This is a genomic window from Deinococcus sp. KSM4-11, assembly GCF_004801415.1.
Lineage (GTDB): Bacteria > Deinococcota > Deinococci > Deinococcales > Deinococcaceae > Deinococcus.
In genome coordinates, this window is the sequence record NZ_SSNX01000002.1 from 296,164 (window position 1) to 315,907 (window position 19,744).

The following is a 19,744-nucleotide window of genomic DNA, read 5'->3' on the forward strand; positions in this document are numbered from 1 at the left end:
CAAACAGGCTGGGCAACGCGCCGCGGCGGATGGCGGTGCGGATGTTCCAGGTGGTGCAGCCACTGATCTCGCCGGCTTCGGAATGATGTACGCGAGCTTCAGAGGGGTAGGTGCTGTGCGGGTTACCTGGATGCGCTGGGCGATCTGGTCAGCCAACTGCTCGGGCGAGTGAGTGACAGCGAGGCTCATGCGGTAGTGACCTCCTGGTTTAGCGTAAACTCGGAACCTTCCGATTAGGCAGGTAAAAGAGAGTCTGAGTCGCGACTTTGAGTGCTGCCGTAGGCGACTCCAGCGTTCGCCCAGAATGTCCAGAGCCTCCGCCTGCTCGAGCTTTAACATTGTCGCAGACGATATTCCCGCAGTAGCGGCCAACAGTTCCTGAGTCAGCCCAGCACGTATGTGGGCAACCTTGAGACTAGGTAGCAACATTGGCATGCTGATACAATACGGAATCTCCACCAGTAACGTCAATACGATACGGAGGTAACGTTTTGAAACGGAGGATCGACCACTCAGACTGTCCGTATAATGCGGCATGCTCCTAGTTTCGTCCTTGTGTCTCAGGCACACCATGCCTCGCGGGCCTGAGCCGAAAATGCCACGGCCCGCGTGGAGCACAGCTCTCCGCGCACGACGTGTCGCATTAGATCTGCGTCAAGAGGACATCGCGGCTCGTACGGAAGATGCCATATCGCAAGGAACAATCAGTGATCTGGAGCGGGGTAAGGTGCTCATCTCGAACCTTACGAGTACCCGCGTGAGTCACTTGGCAAGCGCCCTGAATTGGACGGTCGCAGAAATGCAGGAGGCCTTAGGCATCCGGCTGACTGCAGAAGTCGTCAAGCATGGCGGCTACCTGATCAACGAAGTTCCCGCGTCGGCTGTGCGAACCACGACGACCACGCCTCGCCGTGCTCTTCCGGAGGAACTGGAGGACATGATCCGCATGCGCCGCGACGACAATCCCGAACTAAACGAAGAACGCTGGCAGCAATACCTCGCCGGCCAACGCTTCGGCACCGGATCCGTCAGCGCCGAACGCTGGTGGCGCCTCTATCTCCTCCTCAAGGCAGAGGGCATCGAACCCGGAGGTCACTGACGTGAACGGCGACGGTCAACCCTGCATCACGCCACAGCCCACCACGGCATCCCTTCCACAGGGCGTGGCCCACCGCCTGAGATTCCTCCCCTGGCGTGCAGCCTTCTGATGGACGGCATCATCAGCGACCTGATGGACTACGGCGCCCAGTTGCACGCCCAACACGACCACCCAGATACCGCGCTCGCCTTCGCCCGGCGCATGGGCGTGCACGTTATCCCCGGCAACCTGCACAGTGCCAACGGTGGCCCACCCGCCCTGATCACCTACACCGCCGCCCTGGGCACCCACCGCCACCGCTTCGGCCTGTGGCATGAGGTGGCGCACGTGGTGATGCCCTGCCATGGCATCGATCGACATTACGAGTCTGAGCTAGGTTGTGTCCGCAAACTGCCATCTAGAGGCAAGAATGATGTGTGGTACGACGCTACGAACTGACGGATGAGCAGTGGAGCCATTTGGCTCCACTGCTCCCACCTCAACGCCAGCAAACAGGACGTCCCTCCCTGGATCATCGCACTGTCCTGAACGGCATCCTGTGGATCAAGCGCTCCGGAAGCGCGTGGCGTGACCTGCCCGAACGCTATGGGAACTGGAAAACAGTCAGTTCCCGGTTCTACCGGTGGCAACACCAGGGGCTGTGGGCACAGTTGCTCGCCCGGGTGCAGGAACGTGCCGATCATGCCGGACAGGTCGAGTGGGAGATCCACATGATCGACAGCACCATCGTGCGCGCCCATCAAAGTGCGGCAGGGGCAAAAAAGGGGACGGTGACGAAGCGCTTGGTCGCTCGAAGGGGGGTTTCGGAACCAAAATCCACCTGAAGTGTGACGGGCGGGGAAGGCCGCTGGCCTTCCTGCTCACCGCTGGACAGCGAAACGAGATGCTGATGTTCGAGGCGCTGTTGGATGCCGGCAAGGTCAAGCGGCGGAGTCGGGGCCGGCCCCGACTCCGCCCCACGAATGTCCTGGCGGATCGGGCGTACAGCAGCGACAAAGCCCATCGGCTGTGTCAGCGACGAGGGATTCATCTGGTCGTCCCTCCGAAGCGGGATCACAAACGGCCACGGTCGTACGACCGTGGCCTGTACCGACGTCGGAACGTCATTGAACGGTTGGTGGGCCGCCTGAAGCGCTCTCGAAGAATCGCCACCCGGTTTGAGAAGCGGGCGTGTTACTACGGGGCGATGGTGACCATCGCCTGCATCATGGAATGGCTGTGATGGTTTGCGGACAGACCCTAGGCGATGAGGCGGGGCCGGTGAACGAGCGCATCGCGAACCTGCTGGCGGTGGGGTTCATGTTCCGCAGCCAGTCATGGCGGATGCCGTCCAGATGTACGGGCACTCCATTGCAAAGCGGCCGTGGCCGGCGGGTTGTTGCCGTGTGGGAGGGGTCATGCTCGACACGAAATTGGATTCCGCGTTGGCTGCTGGGCGTGGTGGGGTGGTGAGCGCGTGACCCTCACGCCCCACGAGTGGCTGCGCTCCAAGCGCATGGGCCGTTACCTGCGGCAGAGCGACATCGAACAGCGCACCGCCATCCTCAATGGGAGAATTCACAAAGCCCAGGTCTCCCAGCTCGAAAACGGACGCCTTGCCCTCACTGATCTGCGACCCAATCAGATCGATGCCCTGTGTCACGTGCTCGACATCACCCCGCATGAGTGGCGAACGCACGCCACCTCGTCCGACCCCGCCGTCCGGCCAGGGGCAGACCTATGACGATCCCACCCCCGCTTGATGCCTGGGCGATCGAAGCAGACGCCGACCTGATCAAGGAGCACGGCCAGGAAACCGACTACCTCGTGACTGCCTGGCTCCGCCGCCACGTCCTGCACGACCGGGTCACCTACAGCACCGAGCACGTGATCGGGTCACGCAGCACGGGCCAGCAGGACACCATTACCCTCCCAGGTGAGGCCACCTACGAGCAGGTGCAGCAGCTCGCGCACACCCTGGGACGTGTCTACGATCTGAAGCTCGCCGTGCGACGTGTGCGCCTGCTACCTGGGCTGAAGGTCGACCCGTTGACGTTGCAACCCACTGGGGAGTACGAATACGTGGAAGCGGCCCTGAGCGACCATGGGACGCGTCAAGAATTGGATGAGGAGGAAGTGTGACCTATCCACCCTCCATTGATGCCTGGGTGATCGAAGCAAACGCTGACCTGATCAAGGAGCACGGTGAGCAAACGGACACCTTCGTCACCGCGTGGCTGCGCTCCCACGCGCTCCCCAACCTTGTGGTCTACAGTACCAATCACGTGACAGGCCCACGTCTCCTCGGCCAGCAGGACGCTATCAAACTTCCAGGCACAGCAACTTCCGACCAAGTGATGCAACTCGTTCTGGAACTGGAGCGCGCATACGACGTTCCGGTCATGGTTCGACGCGTTCGGCTGGGGCCATTTGCGTGGCTCGACCCCATCACCCGGCAACCCATGCGTGAGTACGCGTGCGTCGATGTGGCCAGTTGTGAGCTCGCGAGGCGTGGAGCGGCTGGTGGCACAGCCTCGTGACGCACCCACCTCTCATCGATGCCTGGGTATTGGAAGCCGATGCTGACTTGATCATGGCCCGCTACGACGACACGACCCAGACCGTGCGTGCGTGGGCTGCACAGCTGGGTCTGGCCGATGGCGGGTCGTTCAACATCCAATACTCCGGAAGCACGGCGGCTGGCGCGTTCGACGCCTTTTCCGTGACAGGTGAGGCCACTGCCGATCAGATTGAGCAGCTGGCGTCCCGCCTGAGCCGTGTGTATGACACGCGGATCTTCGTGAGCCGAAGGCAGTTGATTGCCGTGCCACATGTTGGGATGATGGATGGTCGGCTGACAGGGAAGTATTCATATTTTGACCCGGAGGTTGGGGAGCGTGCCCAGCGGCGGCTGGAGCGGGAGGAGAAGCGTGACCTCAACTGAGTGGTGGGGTGGGGTGGTGAATCCGTGACGCCCCCACTCCCTGTTGATGCCTGGATTCTCGAAGCGGATGCCGATCTGGTCATGGCTCGCTACGACGACACGACCCAAATCGTGCGTACCTGGGCTGCACAGCACAGCCTGCCCGACGACGCCTGGTTTGTCTTCCAGTACTCCGGGCTGACGGCCACTGGCCCGTTGGACTCGTTTTCCGTGAGCGGTGATGCCACGCCGGATCAGGTGTCGGAACTGGCGTCCCGGCTGAGTCGGGCGTATGACACTCGGATTGTGGTGCGGCGGACGCAGTTGATCCCGGTGCCGCAACTGAACATGACGAGTGGCCAGCCGAGGGGGAACTATTTGTATTTCGACCCAGAAGTAGCGGAACGGGCCTGGCAGCCGGAAGGAGACAAGCATGAACTCAACTGAGTGGTGGAGTGAGGTGATGATGGAAGGATCCACCAACCGCCCAATTCCGCCTGGGTGATCGAAGCAGACGCCGACCTGATCAAAGAGCATGGCGAGGAAACCGACGATCCCGTGACCGACTGGCGCCGCTTCGGCCTACTCAACTGGGTCAGTTACGGCACCAATCACGTGACCGGCCCGCGCCATACGGGGCAGCAGGACACCATCACGCTCCCAACTGAGGCGACCTTCCAGTAGGCGCAGCAGATGGCCCACACCCTGGAACGCGTATATGATCTGAAGCTCACCGAGCGGCGCGTGCGCCTGGTGTCGGTTCCAGAGGTCGATCCGATCACCCACACCCCACTGGAGCGTACGAGTACGTGAAAGAGAATCTGAGCGGCCGCACGAAGCGCCTAGAATCGGACGAGGACGACCTATAAGCCCTCCACCCTCCAACGACGTCTGGATGCTGGATGAGGGTGACCAGGTCAGATTCAGATGGAGACAAGCCTCGAAGATTTGAGGCGTCATGACCCCCGAGCTCTAGCGTTATGGCCGGGCATCTCGCGCGTACCAGCGGCAACTTTCAGGCACTGCCCGTAACCCGGGCATTCAGGTGTCCCTCGTTCGGCAATGGATGAACGCCAAGCAAAACGAGGGCAACGCTGCATCTCCAGGTCACGAACACCAGGTGTTGACGGTGGAGCAGCAGGAAATGCAGAACCTCCGCAAAGAGACCAAAATCAGGAGCCACGAGCGAGGGCTCCTGAATACAGCCACGGCCTTCTTCTTCAACAACACGCTGAGGGATCAGTTCATCAACGCACACTGGACGTCCTGTCCGGGTCTTGGACGTCTGGGCGAGCGGATACCGTAGCGGGCGAGGAAGGCCGCGTTCAACCCGCACCAAGCAATGCGTCCGAATTCTGGCAACGTTTTGACAACCCCGTCAGCGCCATGTCCAGCGTCCCAGCTGGTTGGGCAGGGCACGCTCGGGCACAGCGTCAGTCGGGAAGGGTGAAGGAAAAGACTGCGCCCTGGCCTGGCACACTCGCGGCCCAGACCTGTCCGCCATGACGCTGGATGATGCGCCGGACATTCGCGAGGCCCAGGCCTGTGCCCTCGAACTCGTTGGTGTGGTGTAGCCGCTGGAACGGCTGAAAGAGCTTGTGGGCGTACTCCGGGTCAAAGCCTGGGCCATTGTCCTGAACCGTTATGGTCGTACCCGTGTCCGAACGGGTGGCAGTCACTTCGATCACAGGATGCTCAATGCCCCTCGTGAACTTCACCGCGTTGTGAAGCAAATTCTGCACCACCAGGGTGAGGAGGCCGGCGTCACCTGCAACGGTAGACAACCCAGAGAGCCGCCATTCGACCGGATGGGTGGTCGTTTCGATGTTGAGGTGACTGATGACGCTGCCCACCACCTCATCCAGGCATACCGCGGTTCGAGCCAAGGGTTGCTGACTGGATCTGGAAAGGGTCAGCAGCCCGTCGACCGTGGCGCTGAGGCGCTGCGCCCCATGTTTGATCTGCATCAGGGCCTGAGCGGCACGGTCATTCTCAGATGGGAGATGACGGGTCAGCAAATCCGCGAAACTGGCGATGTGGCGGATCGGCGTGCGCAGGTCGTGTGAGACCGAGTGCGCGAAGGCCTGGAGTTCGTCGTTGAGCTGCTGGAGTTCCTCGGTGCGCTCGCGCACGCGGTCTTCCAGGTGGGCATTGGTGTCGTCGAGGGCCTGCTGCATGGCCAGGCGGGCGTGCAGTTCCCGCTCGAGTTCCTGGTGCAGTCGGGCGTTCTCGACGGCCTTACCGGCGCGGTTGGCCACCTGCTGGGCAAACTCCAGGTCGGCGGCGGTGAAGGCACGGTCTAGATCCGTGCGGCCCAGGCCAAGCACCCCGACCACGTGTCCGGCCGCGATCATCGGGACGGTGATGATCGACCGCAGTTGCAACCGGCGGACTTCCGCCTTCTCCGTCGCGTCCATCGGGCTGGCGTCGTACATCTCGTCCGTAATGGCTGGAAGCAGTTCCGCCTGCCCAGTCAGATACGCGCGACCGACGCCGCTGTCCGACGTGACATGGGTGGGGTGGGCGTGGGTGTACGCCTGCAGCAGGGCCACCATGGAGGGATCCTGATGGGCGATCGTGACGGGTTCGAGCTGGCCGTGATCCGGGAGGTAGATGACGCACCAGTCGGCCACCTCCGGAATGGCGAGTTGCGCGATGCTGGCCAGGATCTCGCTCAGGTTCAGCGAGCGGCTGAGGATGGTGCCGGCCTCCGCGAGAAAACGCAGTTGGGCGTTGAGCCGCTGGGCGTTCTCCAGGGCCGCGTTCCGCTGGAGGGCCAGGGCGCACTGCGACGCCAGAAACAGCAGGAACGCCCGGTCGGTGGGATCGAAGGTGCGTGGCCGGTGAAAGGCGAGGGACAGCACGCCGAGGATCTCATCGCCCGCCAGCAGGGGCAGGGCGGCGAGGCTGCCAGTGGTGGCGCCCAGCACGTCGCCCAGCGCGGGATAGGTGTCGATGGCCCCACGGATGGACTCCGAGTACACGGGTTGGCGGGTTCGGTAAGCAGCGGTGCTGGGCAACGATCGGCTCAGGGGGATGGTGTGCCACCCGTCGACGTACTGGGGCTCGTAGCCACGGGTACCTTTGACGATCAACGCGGTGTCGTCCGCGTTCGGCAGCAGGACGGTGCCGGCGTCGGCACCCAGGACGTGGACGCCCTCGCGGACGACGCTGTCGATGACCTCGTCGCGCGTCGTGGCGTGGCCCAAGGTTTGGGACAGACGCCACCAGGTCTGCATGAACGTCGCCGCGCGCGTTGCGTCGATCACCCCGTCAGTGAGGAGGGGCGGCAGATCAGGCGTCGTCATGTAGCCGAGCATACAGTCCGGCTCCAACGTGGCGAGGCTGGGCTCCAGGTCAGGTTCGCTGTCAGCTGTGCCGGATACCCACCCCCCATCCCATTATGTTATCGACGTAACTCCCAACCCACGTCATCCTGCCCAATAGAGTCGCGCCGCAGGCAATGCCCTCGACAACCGACCTCCGTAGCTACCCAGTCGACCTAGGGTTCCGACCTCATGGGACTCCATCTGCGCGACACCTCCTTCCCTGCCAGCGCCGGGCGCACCCGGAACCTGAACAATGCCCCGACGACCAAGGAGTTGCCAGCGCCTGCACCGTCCTGATTGAGATCGCCCTCAGAGGCGAACTGCCGCCCTCTCCCGCCGATCAACCCTCCCCTGTCTCGGTGGCCGCGCCAGCCCGAGCTGGCACATGCCAGGAGAGCCACAATCGGCCTGTCCTGCATCAAGCATGAACAGACCATCGTCTCCCATGGCCGTCAGCGTCAGAAAACGGCGCTGTGGAGTCGAATCCGCTATTTTGAGGTGTGACGTCTTTGCCCGGTGCTGATCTCGGGCCCTTCTCTCCCCTCGCGGAGGATCTGCAGGGCATCACCGAAACGCTCTCAGCGTCCCGCACCCACCGGGACGTCGTTGAGATCGTCCTGACCTCCGTTGTGCAGGCTGTCGGGGCCGCCGTGATCGTGCTCCTTGTCGACCAGACCCACCAGGAGTTGAAGATCGCCGGCAGCCAGGGGTACGAAGACGCTTCCCTTCCCTGTTGGCAGGAAGGGTCGATTGACAACCACCCGCTGATCTCGGATCTCCTGCGCACGCAGGAGGCGGTGTACTTCGAGCATGCCGGTGCCCTTGGAGCGGCCTACCCGGAACTTGAGAGTCGGATCGGGGGGCGTACGGCCAGCGCCAGCGCAGCGCTCCCCATGGTTCTGGATGGCCGTCCAGTCGGGATCATCGTGCTGGACTTCAAGGAACCGCACCACTTCACCCCGGCGGAACGGCGCTTTCTGGAGAGCCTGTCGGCCCAGTGCGCGGTGGCGCTGGGCCGTGCGGAAGCCAGCCGAGTACTCGAGGCCCGGGTCGTGGAACGGACGCGGCAGCTTGAAGAACGAACCCAGCAACTCGAGGAGGAACGGGCGGCCCTGGAGGCCTTCACCCGCTTCACAGAGCTGGTGGGCAGCGAGACCGAAGTTCAGGCGTTGGTTCACCAGGCCATCACCCTGCTCCACGAGACCTGTGCCGTGCAGGTCGCCCACTTCGAGCGTGAGGGCGAAGTGTTCAAGCTCGCAGCGTGGAGCCCCTCGATTGATCCCACCTTGCTGCCGCTCTTGCAGGACGGCTTTCCACTGCAACACTCTGGCATTGCCCAGGTGCTCCGACAAAACGCGGCGGCGTTTATTGACCACTGGCAGAAGACCGGGCTCCTGATCAAAGAAACGGGGATCTTTCAGGCCGTCGCCGGTTACCCCTACTTTGTGGAGGGTGAGCTGCACAGTGTGCTGATGATCGGGTCGCAGCGATCGGCGACCTGGGCAGAACGGGAGAAGGGGATCTTTCAGGCGGTCGGCCGCAGTCTGGATCTGGCGCTGAACCGTGCCCAGCAGACGTCCATGCTCAGAGAGCAGCGAGATGCCCTTGACGCCCGCACGCAGGAACTCTCGGTCGCCAACCAGGAGCTCGAAGCGTTCTCGTATTCCGTCTCGCACGACCTGCGCACGCCGGTGCGGCACATGCTCGGGTTCCTGCAGCTTGCCCGAACCTCGCTGGACGGCAAACTCGACGAGCGGAGTTCCCGCTACCTGGACGTGGTGGAGCAGGCGGGGACGCAGATGAACGGCCTGATCGACGCCATGCTGCATCTGTCGCGCGCGTCCCAGCAGCCCTTGAGGCCGCAGGTGGTCGACCTGAACGAGCTCATGATGCAGATCCAGACCACCCTGCTCCCCGACCTGCTGACCAGGAACGTCCAGTGGGAGGTTGAGCCATTGCCATCGGTATGGGGGGACTGGGACGCTTTGAAACAGGTGCTGACCGAGCTGACCGAAAATGCCCTGAAGTTCACGTGGAGCCGGAATCCGGCCATCATCCGGGTGTGGGCACAGGATCTGGGGGAGGCCTGGGGAGTCCATGTACAAGACAACGGGTTGGGCTTCGATCCGCGGTATCAGAAGCGGTTGTTCACCATGTTCCAGCGGCTTCACACGGTTGAAGAAGCAAACGGGACGGGCGTTGGGCTGGCCACCGTCCGCCGGCTGATTCTCAAACATGGTGGTCAGATGGTGGCTGAAGGCCAGGTGGGCCAAGGGGCGACCTTCGGCTTCACCCTTCCCAAGAGAAGTCCGGGAGGACAGACGGCAGGATGAGGACGAGGAATCTGACCCAGACCAACCCGCACCGGATGCTGAACACCTCAAGCCACGTCTTCCGGGAGTTCGGATCGTGGTCACACGCGTCACGTTGGTGATCCAGAAGCAAGGTGGTCTGGACGGGGGTGCTTCAACTGGGCCGTGGTGCTCCTTGGGCAGAGGTTGCCATACGGCACTCTGAATGTCTGGGTCTGTCAGGAAACGGGCCCAGATGGCACAGTCCTTTACAAGAGCACATGCCCCTGGCACCTGGAGAACGCGTGGGGGGATCCAGCTTGACCTTGAGTGCTCACTGCGGTCGGCGCGCATCTTAGGTTCAGCGATCTCCTCGCCGGTTGCCCAGGACAGCCCAGGATGACCCGCGAAGCTCCGCCCCCGGTACCAGCAGACGAACCCCGAGCAGTTTGCTGGTGCCGGGAGCATGTGACCCGCCGGCACCAGCGAGCCCGTTGCCATCCTGGAGTTAAGAGCAGGATCTGTTGGCACCACCGAAGGAATAATGCCGTGCCGGTGAGCGCGCTGATCGAGCCGCCAGAAGCCCAGCTGCGCCACAAACGAAAAGGCGACCCGGAGGTCGCCTTGATTTCTTCACTCTAGCGCAGTATTCACGGGCTGTCAATTCAAATATCCCTGCCGAGAATTCGTCGTGTCAGTCGCCAGAAAGGCGCGGTGAGTCTCGAGCTGAGTGCATACCAGGTCGCTCCTGAATACTGGCGGCCGGCACGCCTGATGGCCTCGCCCGACGACACAGAGGCCTCTGACAGCTTCAGCGGGCGTGAACGATGGCAACGAACTGCCCTGGTACGTTCGCCCGTTCCACCTTGGTGATGACGCGCGTGTGGGTGCCGATCCGGATGCGTTCGCCCACCTTCGGCGACAGGTTTGAGTCCTTGAACAGGTACCGGTGGTGAGACCCACCACTCCTGAACACCAGGCGTTGGCCCGGGTTCGCCAGATCGGTCGCGACGTACAGCATGCCCTCAGTGTGCATCATTGAAACCTTCGGAGCAGCGTGCCTCAAGCATCGATTGACTCTCGCGAGGCACCTGCACCTGTTTTCTCCCCAGGTGCCAGCGCTTGGCACACCACGCCACGATTCACTCCTTGCCCGAACGCCGCCGGGTCGGGGTGCTGGATGCGCGTCGTTGGGAACAAATGTCGAGAGGAGTTCTGGGCAGGCACGGCGACTCCGCCTTCCCTGACCCACGGACGGCAACGCAATCCAGCGGGCACAGGCTGATCATGCGTTGATCACGGCCAGTGCCGATAGTGAGGGAAAGGAGGGGAGTACATTCCCAAAGGGAAGTGCCGCCAGGTGGGTTCGTCATCCCTCGCTCCGGTCGGTTCAGGTCGACCGTTCTGACTGACAGCCGGAACCACGCCTCCGGCCCTGGGCCGCTGCTGGAGCCTCCCTGGAAGGCTGCCGCTCCAGTCCACGTCACCACTCGACTTTTGGGTTCCGGTGGCCGGCGGGATTCCAGTCACGCGCCACCCGCGGCGGCACGACAGGACGTGGAACTCCCGAAGCAATCTCACAGAGGTTCTTCATGCTTCAGACTGCTCTGCCGCGCCCCACTTCATACGCCCATTTCGCGCTGCTGGCCCTGCTGGTCGCCTGCAGTTCCGGCCCCTCTGGTTCCACGCCGACCGGTCTGACCGTCAGCGGCAAGGTGCTCGACACCAACACCGGCCAGCCTGCGGCCTTTCTTCCCGTCATGGTGGGAGGCAAGGTCACCTCCACCGATGCCGCCGGGAGCTTCAGTGCCACCTCGGTGGTCAGTCCCTACGAGCTGGTGATCCTCCAGCCCGCCCAGAAATACGCCCAGGTCTATGAGGGCGTCACCCGAACTGACCCCATCGTGCTGGTCTACGTGCCGGACACCACGCCCGTCCGCAAAGCCACCCTGACGGTGAATTTCACCGGCACCGGCACTGGGACTGGACTGATGGATGTCGGCAACCCGGTACGCACCAATGGGGGCGTCAGTGGGTCGGTGGCGACGCCAGGAAGCAGCTACACCACCACCCTGCAGTGGAACGGCAGCGGCCCAAGCAGCTTCGAGGGCAGCGTCTGCGCGATCCTGTCCCAGAACACCGGGCAGGTCGCCACGGCCATCACCAGTTACGGTCAACGGGATCAGGTCTACGTTCACGATGGGCAACCCACCACGACCACGGTGGTCATGAGCCCCGTACCGACCAAGACCATCTCTGGCACCGTCAATGCGCCACCCGGCTACAGCGTGAATGCCAAAACGCTGGGGTATGTCTGTGGCAGCACCTCGTCCTATCCGTCCTACCCCTTTACCTTCGACATGGGCGCAGAGACCAGTTTCTCCTACGTGACGCCGGCCATCCCCACCACGTTCTACGTGGGCGCCAGTGCCAAAAAAGGCGACAGCTACCTCTCGACGCAGCAGTTCGACGTCGCGCCGGATGCCAGCGGGATCAACCTGATTCTGCCCGTGCCGGCCGAGCTGAACGCGCCCGCCAGCAATGCCGTGGGGCTCACCAGCCCAGTGCACTTCACCTGGTCTCCACCCAGCACCGGCGTCAATCAGGTCTATATCAACCCCACGACTCCGGGCCCACTGGGCTTCACGGTGTATTCGCCGAATGCCAGCCTCACCCTGCCCGACCTGGGGGCCCTCGGTTACGCCGCGCCAAAGGGCACCACGTACAAGTGGTCAGTAGGGGCCGACAGCCGGGTGCCGAATGTAAACGCTGCGCTCAGTGGCGTGCCGCTGAACTATCTGACCACTTACGCCTCGAGTGCCAGCGCCAGCCGGCAGTTCACCACCGCCCCCTGAAGGAGCCCTGATGCGAAGACTCTGCCCTACCGGGCTGCTGTGTGGACTGACTGCGGTTCTCGCTGCCTGCTCCGGCCCGTCCTCCGGACCTCCCGCTGCCACCCAGCTGTACGTCGATCCGGCGAACGGCCTGGATGGCAACCCAGGCTCCCAGGCCAGGCCCTTCAAGACCATCCGGGCGGCCCTGGGAGCCGCTTCCACAGGAACCGTCAAGACCGTGGTGCTGGTGGCCGGCACCTACGACGGGGCCAGCGGAGAAACGTGGAGTTACACAGTACCGGACGGCGTGACCCTCAAGGCGAACTCCTCTGGCGTGCTACTGGCGGGTCTGCAAGGCAAGTCCGCGCTCACCCTGGCCGGTCACGCGGCCCTGAACTACCTCACCCTGCGCGGCTTCGATGTGGCGGTACAGGCCGCAGGGGGCACACCAACCCTGACTGGCGTGACGCTTCAGGAGAACAAAGTGGGGCTCAAGTTCTCGGGCAGCGCCCAGGCCACCCTCACCGACCTGACGGTCACCGGAGCGGCGTCCTTTTCACCAGGGGACACCCTTGGAACACTGCTGCTCGCCGACACCGCCCAGGCCACACTCAACAACGCGGCCCTGCACGACACCTTCCCGTCCTACGTGTCGGATCAGGCCAAGGTCAGTCTGGTGGGGGGCAGCGCCTCAGGGCTGGGATCCGCCGTGTTCCGCCTCCGGGGCTCCGCTCGCCTGACCTGCCAGGACTTCAGCGCCAAGGACATGTCAAGCAGCCAGACGGCGCTGGAACTGAGCGAGGCCTCCAGCGCTGACCTGAACAAATGCAGCTACGCGCTCAAGGACGGGGCCGGGAGCGCGACCTTCGCCTTCGTGTCCGGGTCGTCCCAGCTCACGGCGACGGAGGTGTCGGTGTATGGCGACCTCGACCTGGAACTGCGGGATCCCACCACCCACGCGGACGTCACTGGCGGCTTCCTCGGCCGCATCAATTCCAGTGGACTGTTGACCATCAACGGCAGCCGCCTGAATCAGCTGATCATCGGTGGCGGTGCGGCCACCGTGACCGCAGCAATCATCAACAACTCGGGCGGGGTCGCGCTCTACCTCGGCGGGGGTCACCTCAAGCTGCGCAGCAGCACGGTAACAGCAACCACACCATCCGGCACCACCGAGGGCATCCTCGTTTCGAACACCACGGGTATCGTTGCGCCGGATCTCGGCACCGCCGCCGATCCAGGGGGAAATACCCTGTCTGGCAGCGACGGTCCTGGCCTGGAGGTGGATGCGCCGGTGCAGGTTTCCGCGGTCGGAAACACCTGGACACCGGGCATCCAGGGGGCGGATGCCAGCGGACAATACGGCAGCACCCTTATCGCTGGGCCGACCGGCAACCGCACCAAGGACTTCAACTATTATCTCGTCTCCGGTTCCAGCGTTCGGTTTTAACGGCTGAGCCCTGGGCAGGATGACGCTGCGCTCGACACATGCCATCACTGCTCAAGTTGAACTGTTGCGCCGGTCAGCCCCAGACGGTGGCCCGCAAGCGGTCGTACGCTCAGCTCGTGCGGGCCCGCTGACAGCCCTCCGCTCTGGTAGGTTCCCGACACGGCGTGATCCGGGCCCCCATCGACCGAGACGCGGCCAGAGCCGGTGAGATCAACGGTCACGCCCGTACCGGCGAAGCGGAGGTTGACGTCCGCGTTCTGTGCATCACTGAAATGGTGCCCACTGTCAGCCTTCCACGCGCCAACGTACTCGAATTGCCCGAGGCCGGAGCCTCGGGTGTCGTGCGCCACGTGGTAGCTGCCGGGAATGGCGCCGGTGCCGTAATACGGTTTACACAGCGGCCCGTCATAGGCCGTGCCGAGTTCCAGCACCCGCCGCCCATCTGGGCTGGCCAGCAGCGGCGAGGCGTAGTTCGGGCAGTAGTTGTCGTACACATTGTCGAGGGCGAAGGGGGCGGGAATCTCGATCCAGTTGCCGGTACCGCCTGTGGTGTTCAGCATCAGGGTGCGTCCGGTGCCGGGGGTCGGCGCGAGTCCCGCGTCATCCATGAGCAGTTGGCCGCTCAGCAGCAGCGTGCCGTCCGGGCCGCCCCCTGGCGCCCATTCGAGTACCGGGGTGTGGGCGAAGGAGAGCCCGGTGTTGCTCATGATGCGGGTGCCGGGCGTCGCCGGGTCACCCCAGTCCAGGCCATCCTTCGAAAACCGGATAAAGGCCGCGCAGCTCGCGCCGGGCCAGTTGCAGATCTCGTAGGTCATCGCGTACCGCCCGGCCCCGAGGCGCCGAACCGTGGCCATGCCGGGTCGAAGGCTGGCGTCGTTCAGGGCGACCGTAGGCGCGCCGGCACTCCAGGTCTGGCCGCCATCTCTGGAGACGGCGTGCGCCAGAAACTGGCTGTGGTGTGTGGGGTCGGTTTCGTCACTGTAGTGGCAGACCAGGGAACCGTCGGCGGCCAGCGAGAAGTCTGGCTCCCACACCCCCTGTTGCGAGTCCGTGTGGGCGCAGCTGGAAAGAAAGAACCACGTCCGGCCCACATCGGTGCTGGCCCAGACACGCAGGGCCATTCCGTGAGGACTCCGGTCTTGCTGGCCCACCGAGCCGCTCCACAGCAACGATCCAGCTCGCAGTCGGCCCTGGCGGCGCGGGAGTTCAAACAGGGCGATGCAGCACAGGCCCCGCGCCGCCTCCGGATCGCGCACCGTACCGATGGGGGATTTCGTCCAGTGGTGCCCGTCGTCGAGGCTCTCGTAGATGGGGCTGAGGCCGGGATCGCTGCCGTCTGGGGGCACGACGACGGCCGCCAGCAGGTGGCTGTGGCTGGTACCGGTGTGCTGAAGGCGCACGACCCGGGGATAGAGGCCCGTGTCGTCGCGCAGCAGGGTTCCGGGGCCGGGCGGAGCGGCACTGGCGCACAGCAGCAGGCCAAGGCAGGTCAGGAGAACCGTCAGGAACGTGGCGCGGGCGTCTGAACGTCGGTTCATGGGTGGCCTCCAAGGCAGGGGCGGAACGTCTGATGCCCTCAGCGCTCCCAGCCTGCCGGATGACGGGGCTGCTGAGCGGCCAGGAGCCCGCAGGACGTCCCACCGAGGCCCGCAGGATCAGTGCGGCTGACCCTTAAAGGTACGGCGGTGCTGTCGCAGGCGTGGTGGGGTGCGACGTCGTGGTGGTGGCCACTGCGTGAGAACTTGAACGGGCGCGCTCCTGTGTCCGGTGCCACCCGGTCGTCCCTGTGGCCTCCTGGGGGAATCTTCAGACGCCCCTGCTCACAGACGTACCGCCCGCAGCTCCCATTCTGTGCCCGTGGACGTTTCCCGAAATCGTGTCGGAGTCGCTGGGGCCGGGGCTTAGGCTGGGGGCACAGGCCAGTGACCATAATGTCCGGATCGTCCTGGCGCCGCGGCCATCCGGTGGCCGATGTGTTACACCTCAAGCAAATCAAAGGGCGCCGCGTGGTTCCGCTGTGGCATGGTAACGGCTGTGGCTCGCCCGTTCACACGCGTCCATGTCCTGATCCTGATCGCGGCCAGCGCGACGCTCGGCAGCCTGCTCTGGGCGGCCTGGACGGTCGCAGACGCGCTGGTCTGGGCACCACCCGTGCGCCGACGCCTCCCGTCCACCCGCGTGCTGAAGGTGGACGATCCAGGTGGCGAGGCGTCACCAGCGCAACTGACCCTGACCCGCAACGCCGCTACCGTTCGGCCCGGGGTGCTCGGACTCGAATGGGAGGATGACCATGGGAACACCCACCTGGCGCAGGTGGGCCCGGTGCTCGGGCAGACCCGCCGAACGGTGACCCGCAGCCTGCACTGGCAGGACGCTCCCCTCGCGGCAAACCAGGCCGTACGGCCCAGCACCGAGGGCCTGGGCACGCCCGCCTCGCGCGGCCTGACGTACCAGGACGTCGTCGTGCCGGCCGAACATGGGCTGATGCCCGCGTGGCTGATCCAGGGCGATGCTGAGGCGCCCCTGGGGGGCCGCGACTGGGTCATCGTGACGCACGGGTACCACGGCCTGCGACGGGACGCCTTGCGGATTCTGCCGACCTTCGCGCGCCTGGGGCTGACCAGCCTGACCATCACCTTCCGCAATGCCCACGGCGCCCCGCGTACCCGCCAGGGGGTCTACCGCCTGAGCGCCGAGGAGTGGCTGGATCTCGAGGCTGCCGTCCGGTACGCGCGGGCCCATGGCGCGGAGCGCCTGCTCCTGATGGGGTTCAGCATGGGCGGTGCCATCACGCTCTCCTTCCTGCGCTACAGCGCGCTTGCCAGCCGGATCAGCGGCGTGATCCTCGATTCTCCCCCGCTGGAATGGCGGTCACTCATCCGGCACTACGCGCGGCGTTACCACCTGCTGCCCCTGGCGGGTCTGGTCGAGTGGCTCACGGCGGTCAAGAGTGGACAGGACTTTGATGCCATTGACCACCACAGCGTCATGGAGCATTTCACGACGCCGATGCTGCTGTTCCACGGCAGTGAGGATCAGACGGTACCCGTGGCGCACGTGGAACGGCTGGCACAGGCCCGACCGGACATCGTGGAATACCACCGGGTGGAGGGAGCAGAGCACGTGGGACCCTGGAACATCGATCCAGCAGCGTACGAAGAGATCGTCACCCGCTTCGTCGAGCGCATCCTGGGTTCTGGGAGCGTGACAACTCCGGAGTCCACTCGACACCCGACCGCCGAGGACTGACCATTCAGTCTGAAGGCACCATGGATGGCCACAAAGTCCAATCATCATGAGCAGGAGAGATACTGCGCTGAACGCGTCCCCTGAACGCGCTTAAAGCGAGGGCGCATGCCCCTGATCACCCCCCACCTGCCCGTCCAGGCCGCGGCCTGGACGGCCCTTCCACAGGAATGCTGGCGCCCCCCTTCCTCCGGTGACGGTCTCCCCTACCTGAACCGCCAGCTGACCACTCTCGACGCGCCACTGCCCGTATTGCACCACAGGGCGCCGGACACGCAGCCCAGTTGGTTGTTCCAGCCTGGGCGCAGAACGCCACGAACAGGGTGGTCTAGCACCATCGACACGCTGGACACAGAAATGAACCGTCGATCGCCCCGCAAGGTCTTCTGGGCAGCGCAACCCGATGACCATATCGACGTTGTTCCTGTGTGGTCGCCGAACGAGGCGGGCAGCAGAGGCCCCCAGCCATGCTTGACGACCTCTCGTTGGCCCCGGGCCAAGGGGGCGGGTCGGCCCATGCTGGGCCAGCGCCCCACACTGACTTGAGGCATATGACATCGCGCTGTACAGAGCTGAAGTCGCACTGTTGTCGGGGGGACTTGTGAACAGGGCTGTGCCGTTGCATCTCTCGTGGGTGCCTGGCACGATCGACCGTGTCCGCTTTCATCACCAGGGACGTACCTTCACCGTGTACCTGAAGGACGTACAGCGGCAAGACGCCCACAGTCTTGCGGCGCTGTACCTGAAGGGCCGGGTGACGCTGCGCGTGAGCCGACTTCACCATGCCGACCTGCGGGGGCGGCTGTCCCACAGCAGTTCGATCGGGGTGCAGCAACAGGACATTGACCGCTGGCAGAACGAGGGCGGCCCAGCGTTTGAAGACCTGCCCTGACCCGTGCAACTCGTGTCCCGCGTGCCTTGCCCTGTGAACCGTCATGGCCTCCTGAACAGTGTGCAGCCGGAGGTTGAAACGGCACTGCCACGAGCAGACAGGATCCCCGTCATCCCTGCCTGCGACCCGGCGGCGCCGAAAGACGTTGGTGCTCCGTGGGCCGCGGAAAGGCGAGACAGACCCGCTCAGCGCTGACTGAACGCTGCACCATGCACTGCGGGTTGCTGGAGAGCGGCCCGACCGGCGGATCCGGGGTTCGTGATCGAGCTACAAAACAACCCCGCTCGAACGGGGTTTTACAGTTCACAGGTTGACAGCTCAATGCAGGCGGGTGACCTTCACACAGCGCAGACCTTGGTGATCAAAATACGTCTTGCCAATCCGGTAGATCCCGGGGTGACCCATAATTTCCGCAACACTGGCCTCAGGGGGCTTGGGATCTCCTTTTCTGATGTGAATCGCTTTGATGGCTTCATCCACCATCAAGGTGCCAATCTGATCAATCTTGCGTGCAGTCATCATCCCATAAAGATATCATATTAAATGATAAACTGCACGCCGCCAAATCACCTCTGCAGCGCTGTCAACAGAAAAGTCGTCCTCATTTTTAACAACCGACAGGAACGGGCGCTCGTCTGTCTGGTGGAACCTCCATTGGCTGAATCTCTGATTCCAGGTGGTGTGAGCTTGATCATGCCCACGCTAAGCCAGGTGAGATTCCCCTGCTGAGAGCCTGCGTAGAAGAAAGTCACTACCACCGGTTCTGGCACCATAACCTCGTTATGGTCGGAGTTGCCCAGCTGGCCACCTGAAGATCAGGCGGCCAACCGCATGGCGCGGTTCCAATGGCGCAGCGCTGCGGAGTGGTTGATTCGTCTGGTCGTGGAGGAGACGGTCGTTCGGGCCTGGCGATGAAGGTGTGTGGTTCGAGCGTACAGCGAGAGGAATTCCTGAGTCCGCTGTCGTCGCGTGAAGCCGAGTTGGGCGCGTTCCTGCGGTCGAGTGGGTCGATGCGACTGCTCCACGAGCTTGTTGCTGCGGGCTGCGGAGACCACCTGGACGTGCTCCACGCTGTGGAGCACGGGAAGCGCCCGCCTCGCTGCTCCATCGCTCCACAGCGTGTCGGTCTGTCTCACCGTCGGGGCGTCATATTCCCGCAACAGCTGCGTGAAAAACGACGTTGCCACCTCGGTGTCACGGTGCTCCTGAAGCAGGATGTCCAGTACAGCGCCGGAGTCGTCCACGGCTCGCCACGACCAGTGGGCGAGCCCTCCCACCATCACGTGCACCTCGTCCAGAGGCCAGCGGGGGCGGTACGGCTTCCGGTCGGTCATGGCTCGTTGGCCTACCGGCCTTAGTTGCCAGAACCGGGCGCAAAACCCCGAGACCTGCAACGTCAACACCTTTGAGACCGTCAGCAGGCCCAGGGCCAGCCGCCATCGTGCCATTCGGGGAACCGGGGAGCCTCGGTGTCCACTCGTACAGTGTGCCGACAGGCAACCGAACGCTTCAGACAAGGTTGATGCAGCACTCCACCCACTCCAGAACGCCCCATGCGGTCACTTGCGGGGAGCTGATGACCGTTGTGACGGGGGCGTCAGAACGCATTTCTATAGTGAAGCGAATTTCCACACGCCCGCCGTCTGCTGCACCCTCGCGCTGCCGAGCCGCCCTCCACTCCCTTGATCGGCAGAACGCTTC

17 protein-coding genes and 2 pseudogenes are annotated in these 19,744 nt (G+C 63.9%); 14 read left to right on the forward strand and 5 right to left on the reverse strand.

Translation table 11 applies throughout. The features are described 5' to 3' along the window. Positions 1 to 595 precede the first annotated feature (595 nt). The 9 genes and pseudogenes from E7T09_RS08500 to E7T09_RS08540 all read left to right on the forward strand — a co-directional run bounded on the left by E7T09_RS08500 (position 596) and on the right by E7T09_RS08540 (position 4,685). The gene (locus E7T09_RS08500) at positions 596 to 1,099 is read left to right on the forward strand and encodes a helix-turn-helix domain-containing protein (RefSeq protein ID WP_168734764.1); all 504 of its coding nucleotides are present in this window, start codon (positions 596 to 598) and stop codon (positions 1,097 to 1,099) included. Between the two features lie 108 nt (positions 1,100 to 1,207). After that, positions 1,208 to 1,537: a hypothetical protein gene (locus E7T09_RS08505; protein WP_136388749.1), complete on the forward strand. Its 330-nt coding sequence runs from the start codon at positions 1,208 to 1,210 to the stop codon at positions 1,535 to 1,537. Then, positions 1,516 to 2,258 (forward strand): annotated as a pseudogene (locus tag E7T09_RS08510) (IS5 family transposase); the annotation flags it as partial. The gene E7T09_RS08505 and the pseudogene E7T09_RS08510, both read left to right, overlap by 22 nt. 297 nt (positions 2,259 to 2,555) lie before the next feature. Next, positions 2,556 to 2,822, forward strand: a complete 267-nt coding sequence (locus E7T09_RS08515; protein ID WP_136388750.1) for a helix-turn-helix transcriptional regulator — start codon at positions 2,556 to 2,558, stop codon at positions 2,820 to 2,822. Continuing rightward, positions 2,819 to 3,220 carry a hypothetical protein gene (locus E7T09_RS08520; protein WP_136388751.1) on the forward strand — a complete coding sequence of 134 codons (402 nt, stop codon included), beginning with the start codon at positions 2,819 to 2,821 and terminating at the stop codon, positions 3,218 to 3,220. Before E7T09_RS08515 ends, E7T09_RS08520 begins: the two co-directional genes overlap by 4 nt. After that, positions 3,217 to 3,618 (forward strand): hypothetical protein, encoded by a 402-nt coding sequence (locus E7T09_RS08525; protein ID WP_136388752.1) that lies wholly within the window; start codon positions 3,217 to 3,219, stop codon positions 3,616 to 3,618. The genes E7T09_RS08520 and E7T09_RS08525 overlap by 4 nt, the downstream gene beginning before the upstream one ends. After that, positions 3,615 to 4,022, forward strand: coding sequence for a hypothetical protein (locus tag E7T09_RS08530; RefSeq protein ID WP_136388753.1), 408 nt, complete (start codon positions 3,615 to 3,617; stop codon positions 4,020 to 4,022). Before E7T09_RS08525 ends, E7T09_RS08530 begins: the two co-directional genes overlap by 4 nt. A gap of 24 nt (positions 4,023 to 4,046) precedes the next feature. Continuing rightward, a complete protein-coding gene (locus E7T09_RS08535) occupies positions 4,047 to 4,448 on the forward strand; it encodes a hypothetical protein (protein WP_136388754.1) in 402 nt (133 codons plus the stop codon). Positions 4,449 to 4,502: 54 nt separating this feature from the next. Further along, the gene (locus tag E7T09_RS08540) at positions 4,503 to 4,685 is read left to right on the forward strand and encodes a hypothetical protein (RefSeq protein ID WP_136388755.1); all 183 of its coding nucleotides are present in this window, start codon (positions 4,503 to 4,505) and stop codon (positions 4,683 to 4,685) included. Between the two features lie 749 nt (positions 4,686 to 5,434). Here the strand turns inward: E7T09_RS08540 and E7T09_RS08545 are convergent. Further along, the gene (locus E7T09_RS08545; protein ID WP_168734765.1) at positions 5,435 to 7,309 is read right to left on the reverse strand and encodes a GAF domain-containing protein; all 1,875 of its coding nucleotides are present in this window, start codon (positions 7,307 to 7,309) and stop codon (positions 5,435 to 5,437) included. Positions 7,310 to 7,959: 650 nt separating this feature from the next. On the opposite strand from E7T09_RS08545, the gene E7T09_RS08550 reads away from it, so the two are divergent. Further along, positions 7,960 to 9,663 (forward strand): ATP-binding protein, encoded by a 1,704-nt coding sequence (locus tag E7T09_RS08550; protein ID WP_240741726.1) that lies wholly within the window; start codon positions 7,960 to 7,962, stop codon positions 9,661 to 9,663. A 769-nt stretch (positions 9,664 to 10,432) separates the two neighbouring features. Here the strand turns inward: E7T09_RS08550 and E7T09_RS08555 are convergent. Beyond that, positions 10,433 to 10,642, reverse strand: coding sequence for a hypothetical protein (locus E7T09_RS08555; protein WP_136388758.1), 210 nt, complete (start codon positions 10,640 to 10,642; stop codon positions 10,433 to 10,435). A gap of 571 nt (positions 10,643 to 11,213) precedes the next feature. On the opposite strand from E7T09_RS08555, the gene E7T09_RS08560 reads away from it, so the two are divergent. Both E7T09_RS08560 and E7T09_RS08565 read left to right on the forward strand, forming a co-directional pair. After that, entirely contained in the window at positions 11,214 to 12,476 is a 1,263-nt protein-coding gene (locus E7T09_RS08560; protein ID WP_136388759.1) for a carboxypeptidase-like regulatory domain-containing protein, read from the forward strand. 10 nt (positions 12,477 to 12,486) lie between these two features. Then, positions 12,487 to 13,905 carry a DUF1565 domain-containing protein gene (locus tag E7T09_RS08565; RefSeq protein WP_136388760.1) on the forward strand — a complete coding sequence of 473 codons (1,419 nt, stop codon included), beginning with the start codon at positions 12,487 to 12,489 and terminating at the stop codon, positions 13,903 to 13,905. Between the two features lie 44 nt (positions 13,906 to 13,949). Here the strand turns inward: E7T09_RS08565 and E7T09_RS08570 are convergent, their stop codons facing one another. Next, positions 13,950 to 15,443, reverse strand: coding sequence for a sialidase family protein (locus E7T09_RS08570; protein ID WP_205746965.1), 1,494 nt, complete (start codon positions 15,441 to 15,443; stop codon positions 13,950 to 13,952). 496 nt (positions 15,444 to 15,939) lie between these two features. Here E7T09_RS08570 and E7T09_RS08575 point away from each other — a divergent pair, with 496 nt between their 5' ends. Beyond that, the gene (locus E7T09_RS08575) at positions 15,940 to 17,154 is read left to right on the forward strand and encodes an alpha/beta hydrolase (protein WP_240741693.1); all 1,215 of its coding nucleotides are present in this window, start codon (positions 15,940 to 15,942) and stop codon (positions 17,152 to 17,154) included. Between the two features lie 631 nt (positions 17,155 to 17,785). Next, a complete protein-coding gene (locus E7T09_RS08580; RefSeq protein WP_136388762.1) occupies positions 17,786 to 18,043 on the forward strand; it encodes a hypothetical protein in 258 nt (85 codons plus the stop codon). A gap of 318 nt (positions 18,044 to 18,361) precedes the next feature. On the opposite strand, the gene E7T09_RS08585 is transcribed toward E7T09_RS08580, so the two are convergent. Together E7T09_RS08585 and E7T09_RS08590 are read right to left on the reverse strand one after the other, a co-directional pair. Beyond that, entirely contained in the window at positions 18,362 to 18,565 is a 204-nt protein-coding gene (locus E7T09_RS08585; RefSeq protein WP_136388763.1) for a hypothetical protein, read from the reverse strand. Positions 18,566 to 18,858: 293 nt separating this feature from the next. Further along, positions 18,859 to 19,368, reverse strand: a pseudogene (locus tag E7T09_RS08590) (DDE-type integrase/transposase/recombinase); the annotation flags it as partial. Positions 19,369 to 19,744: the final 376 nt, after the last annotated feature.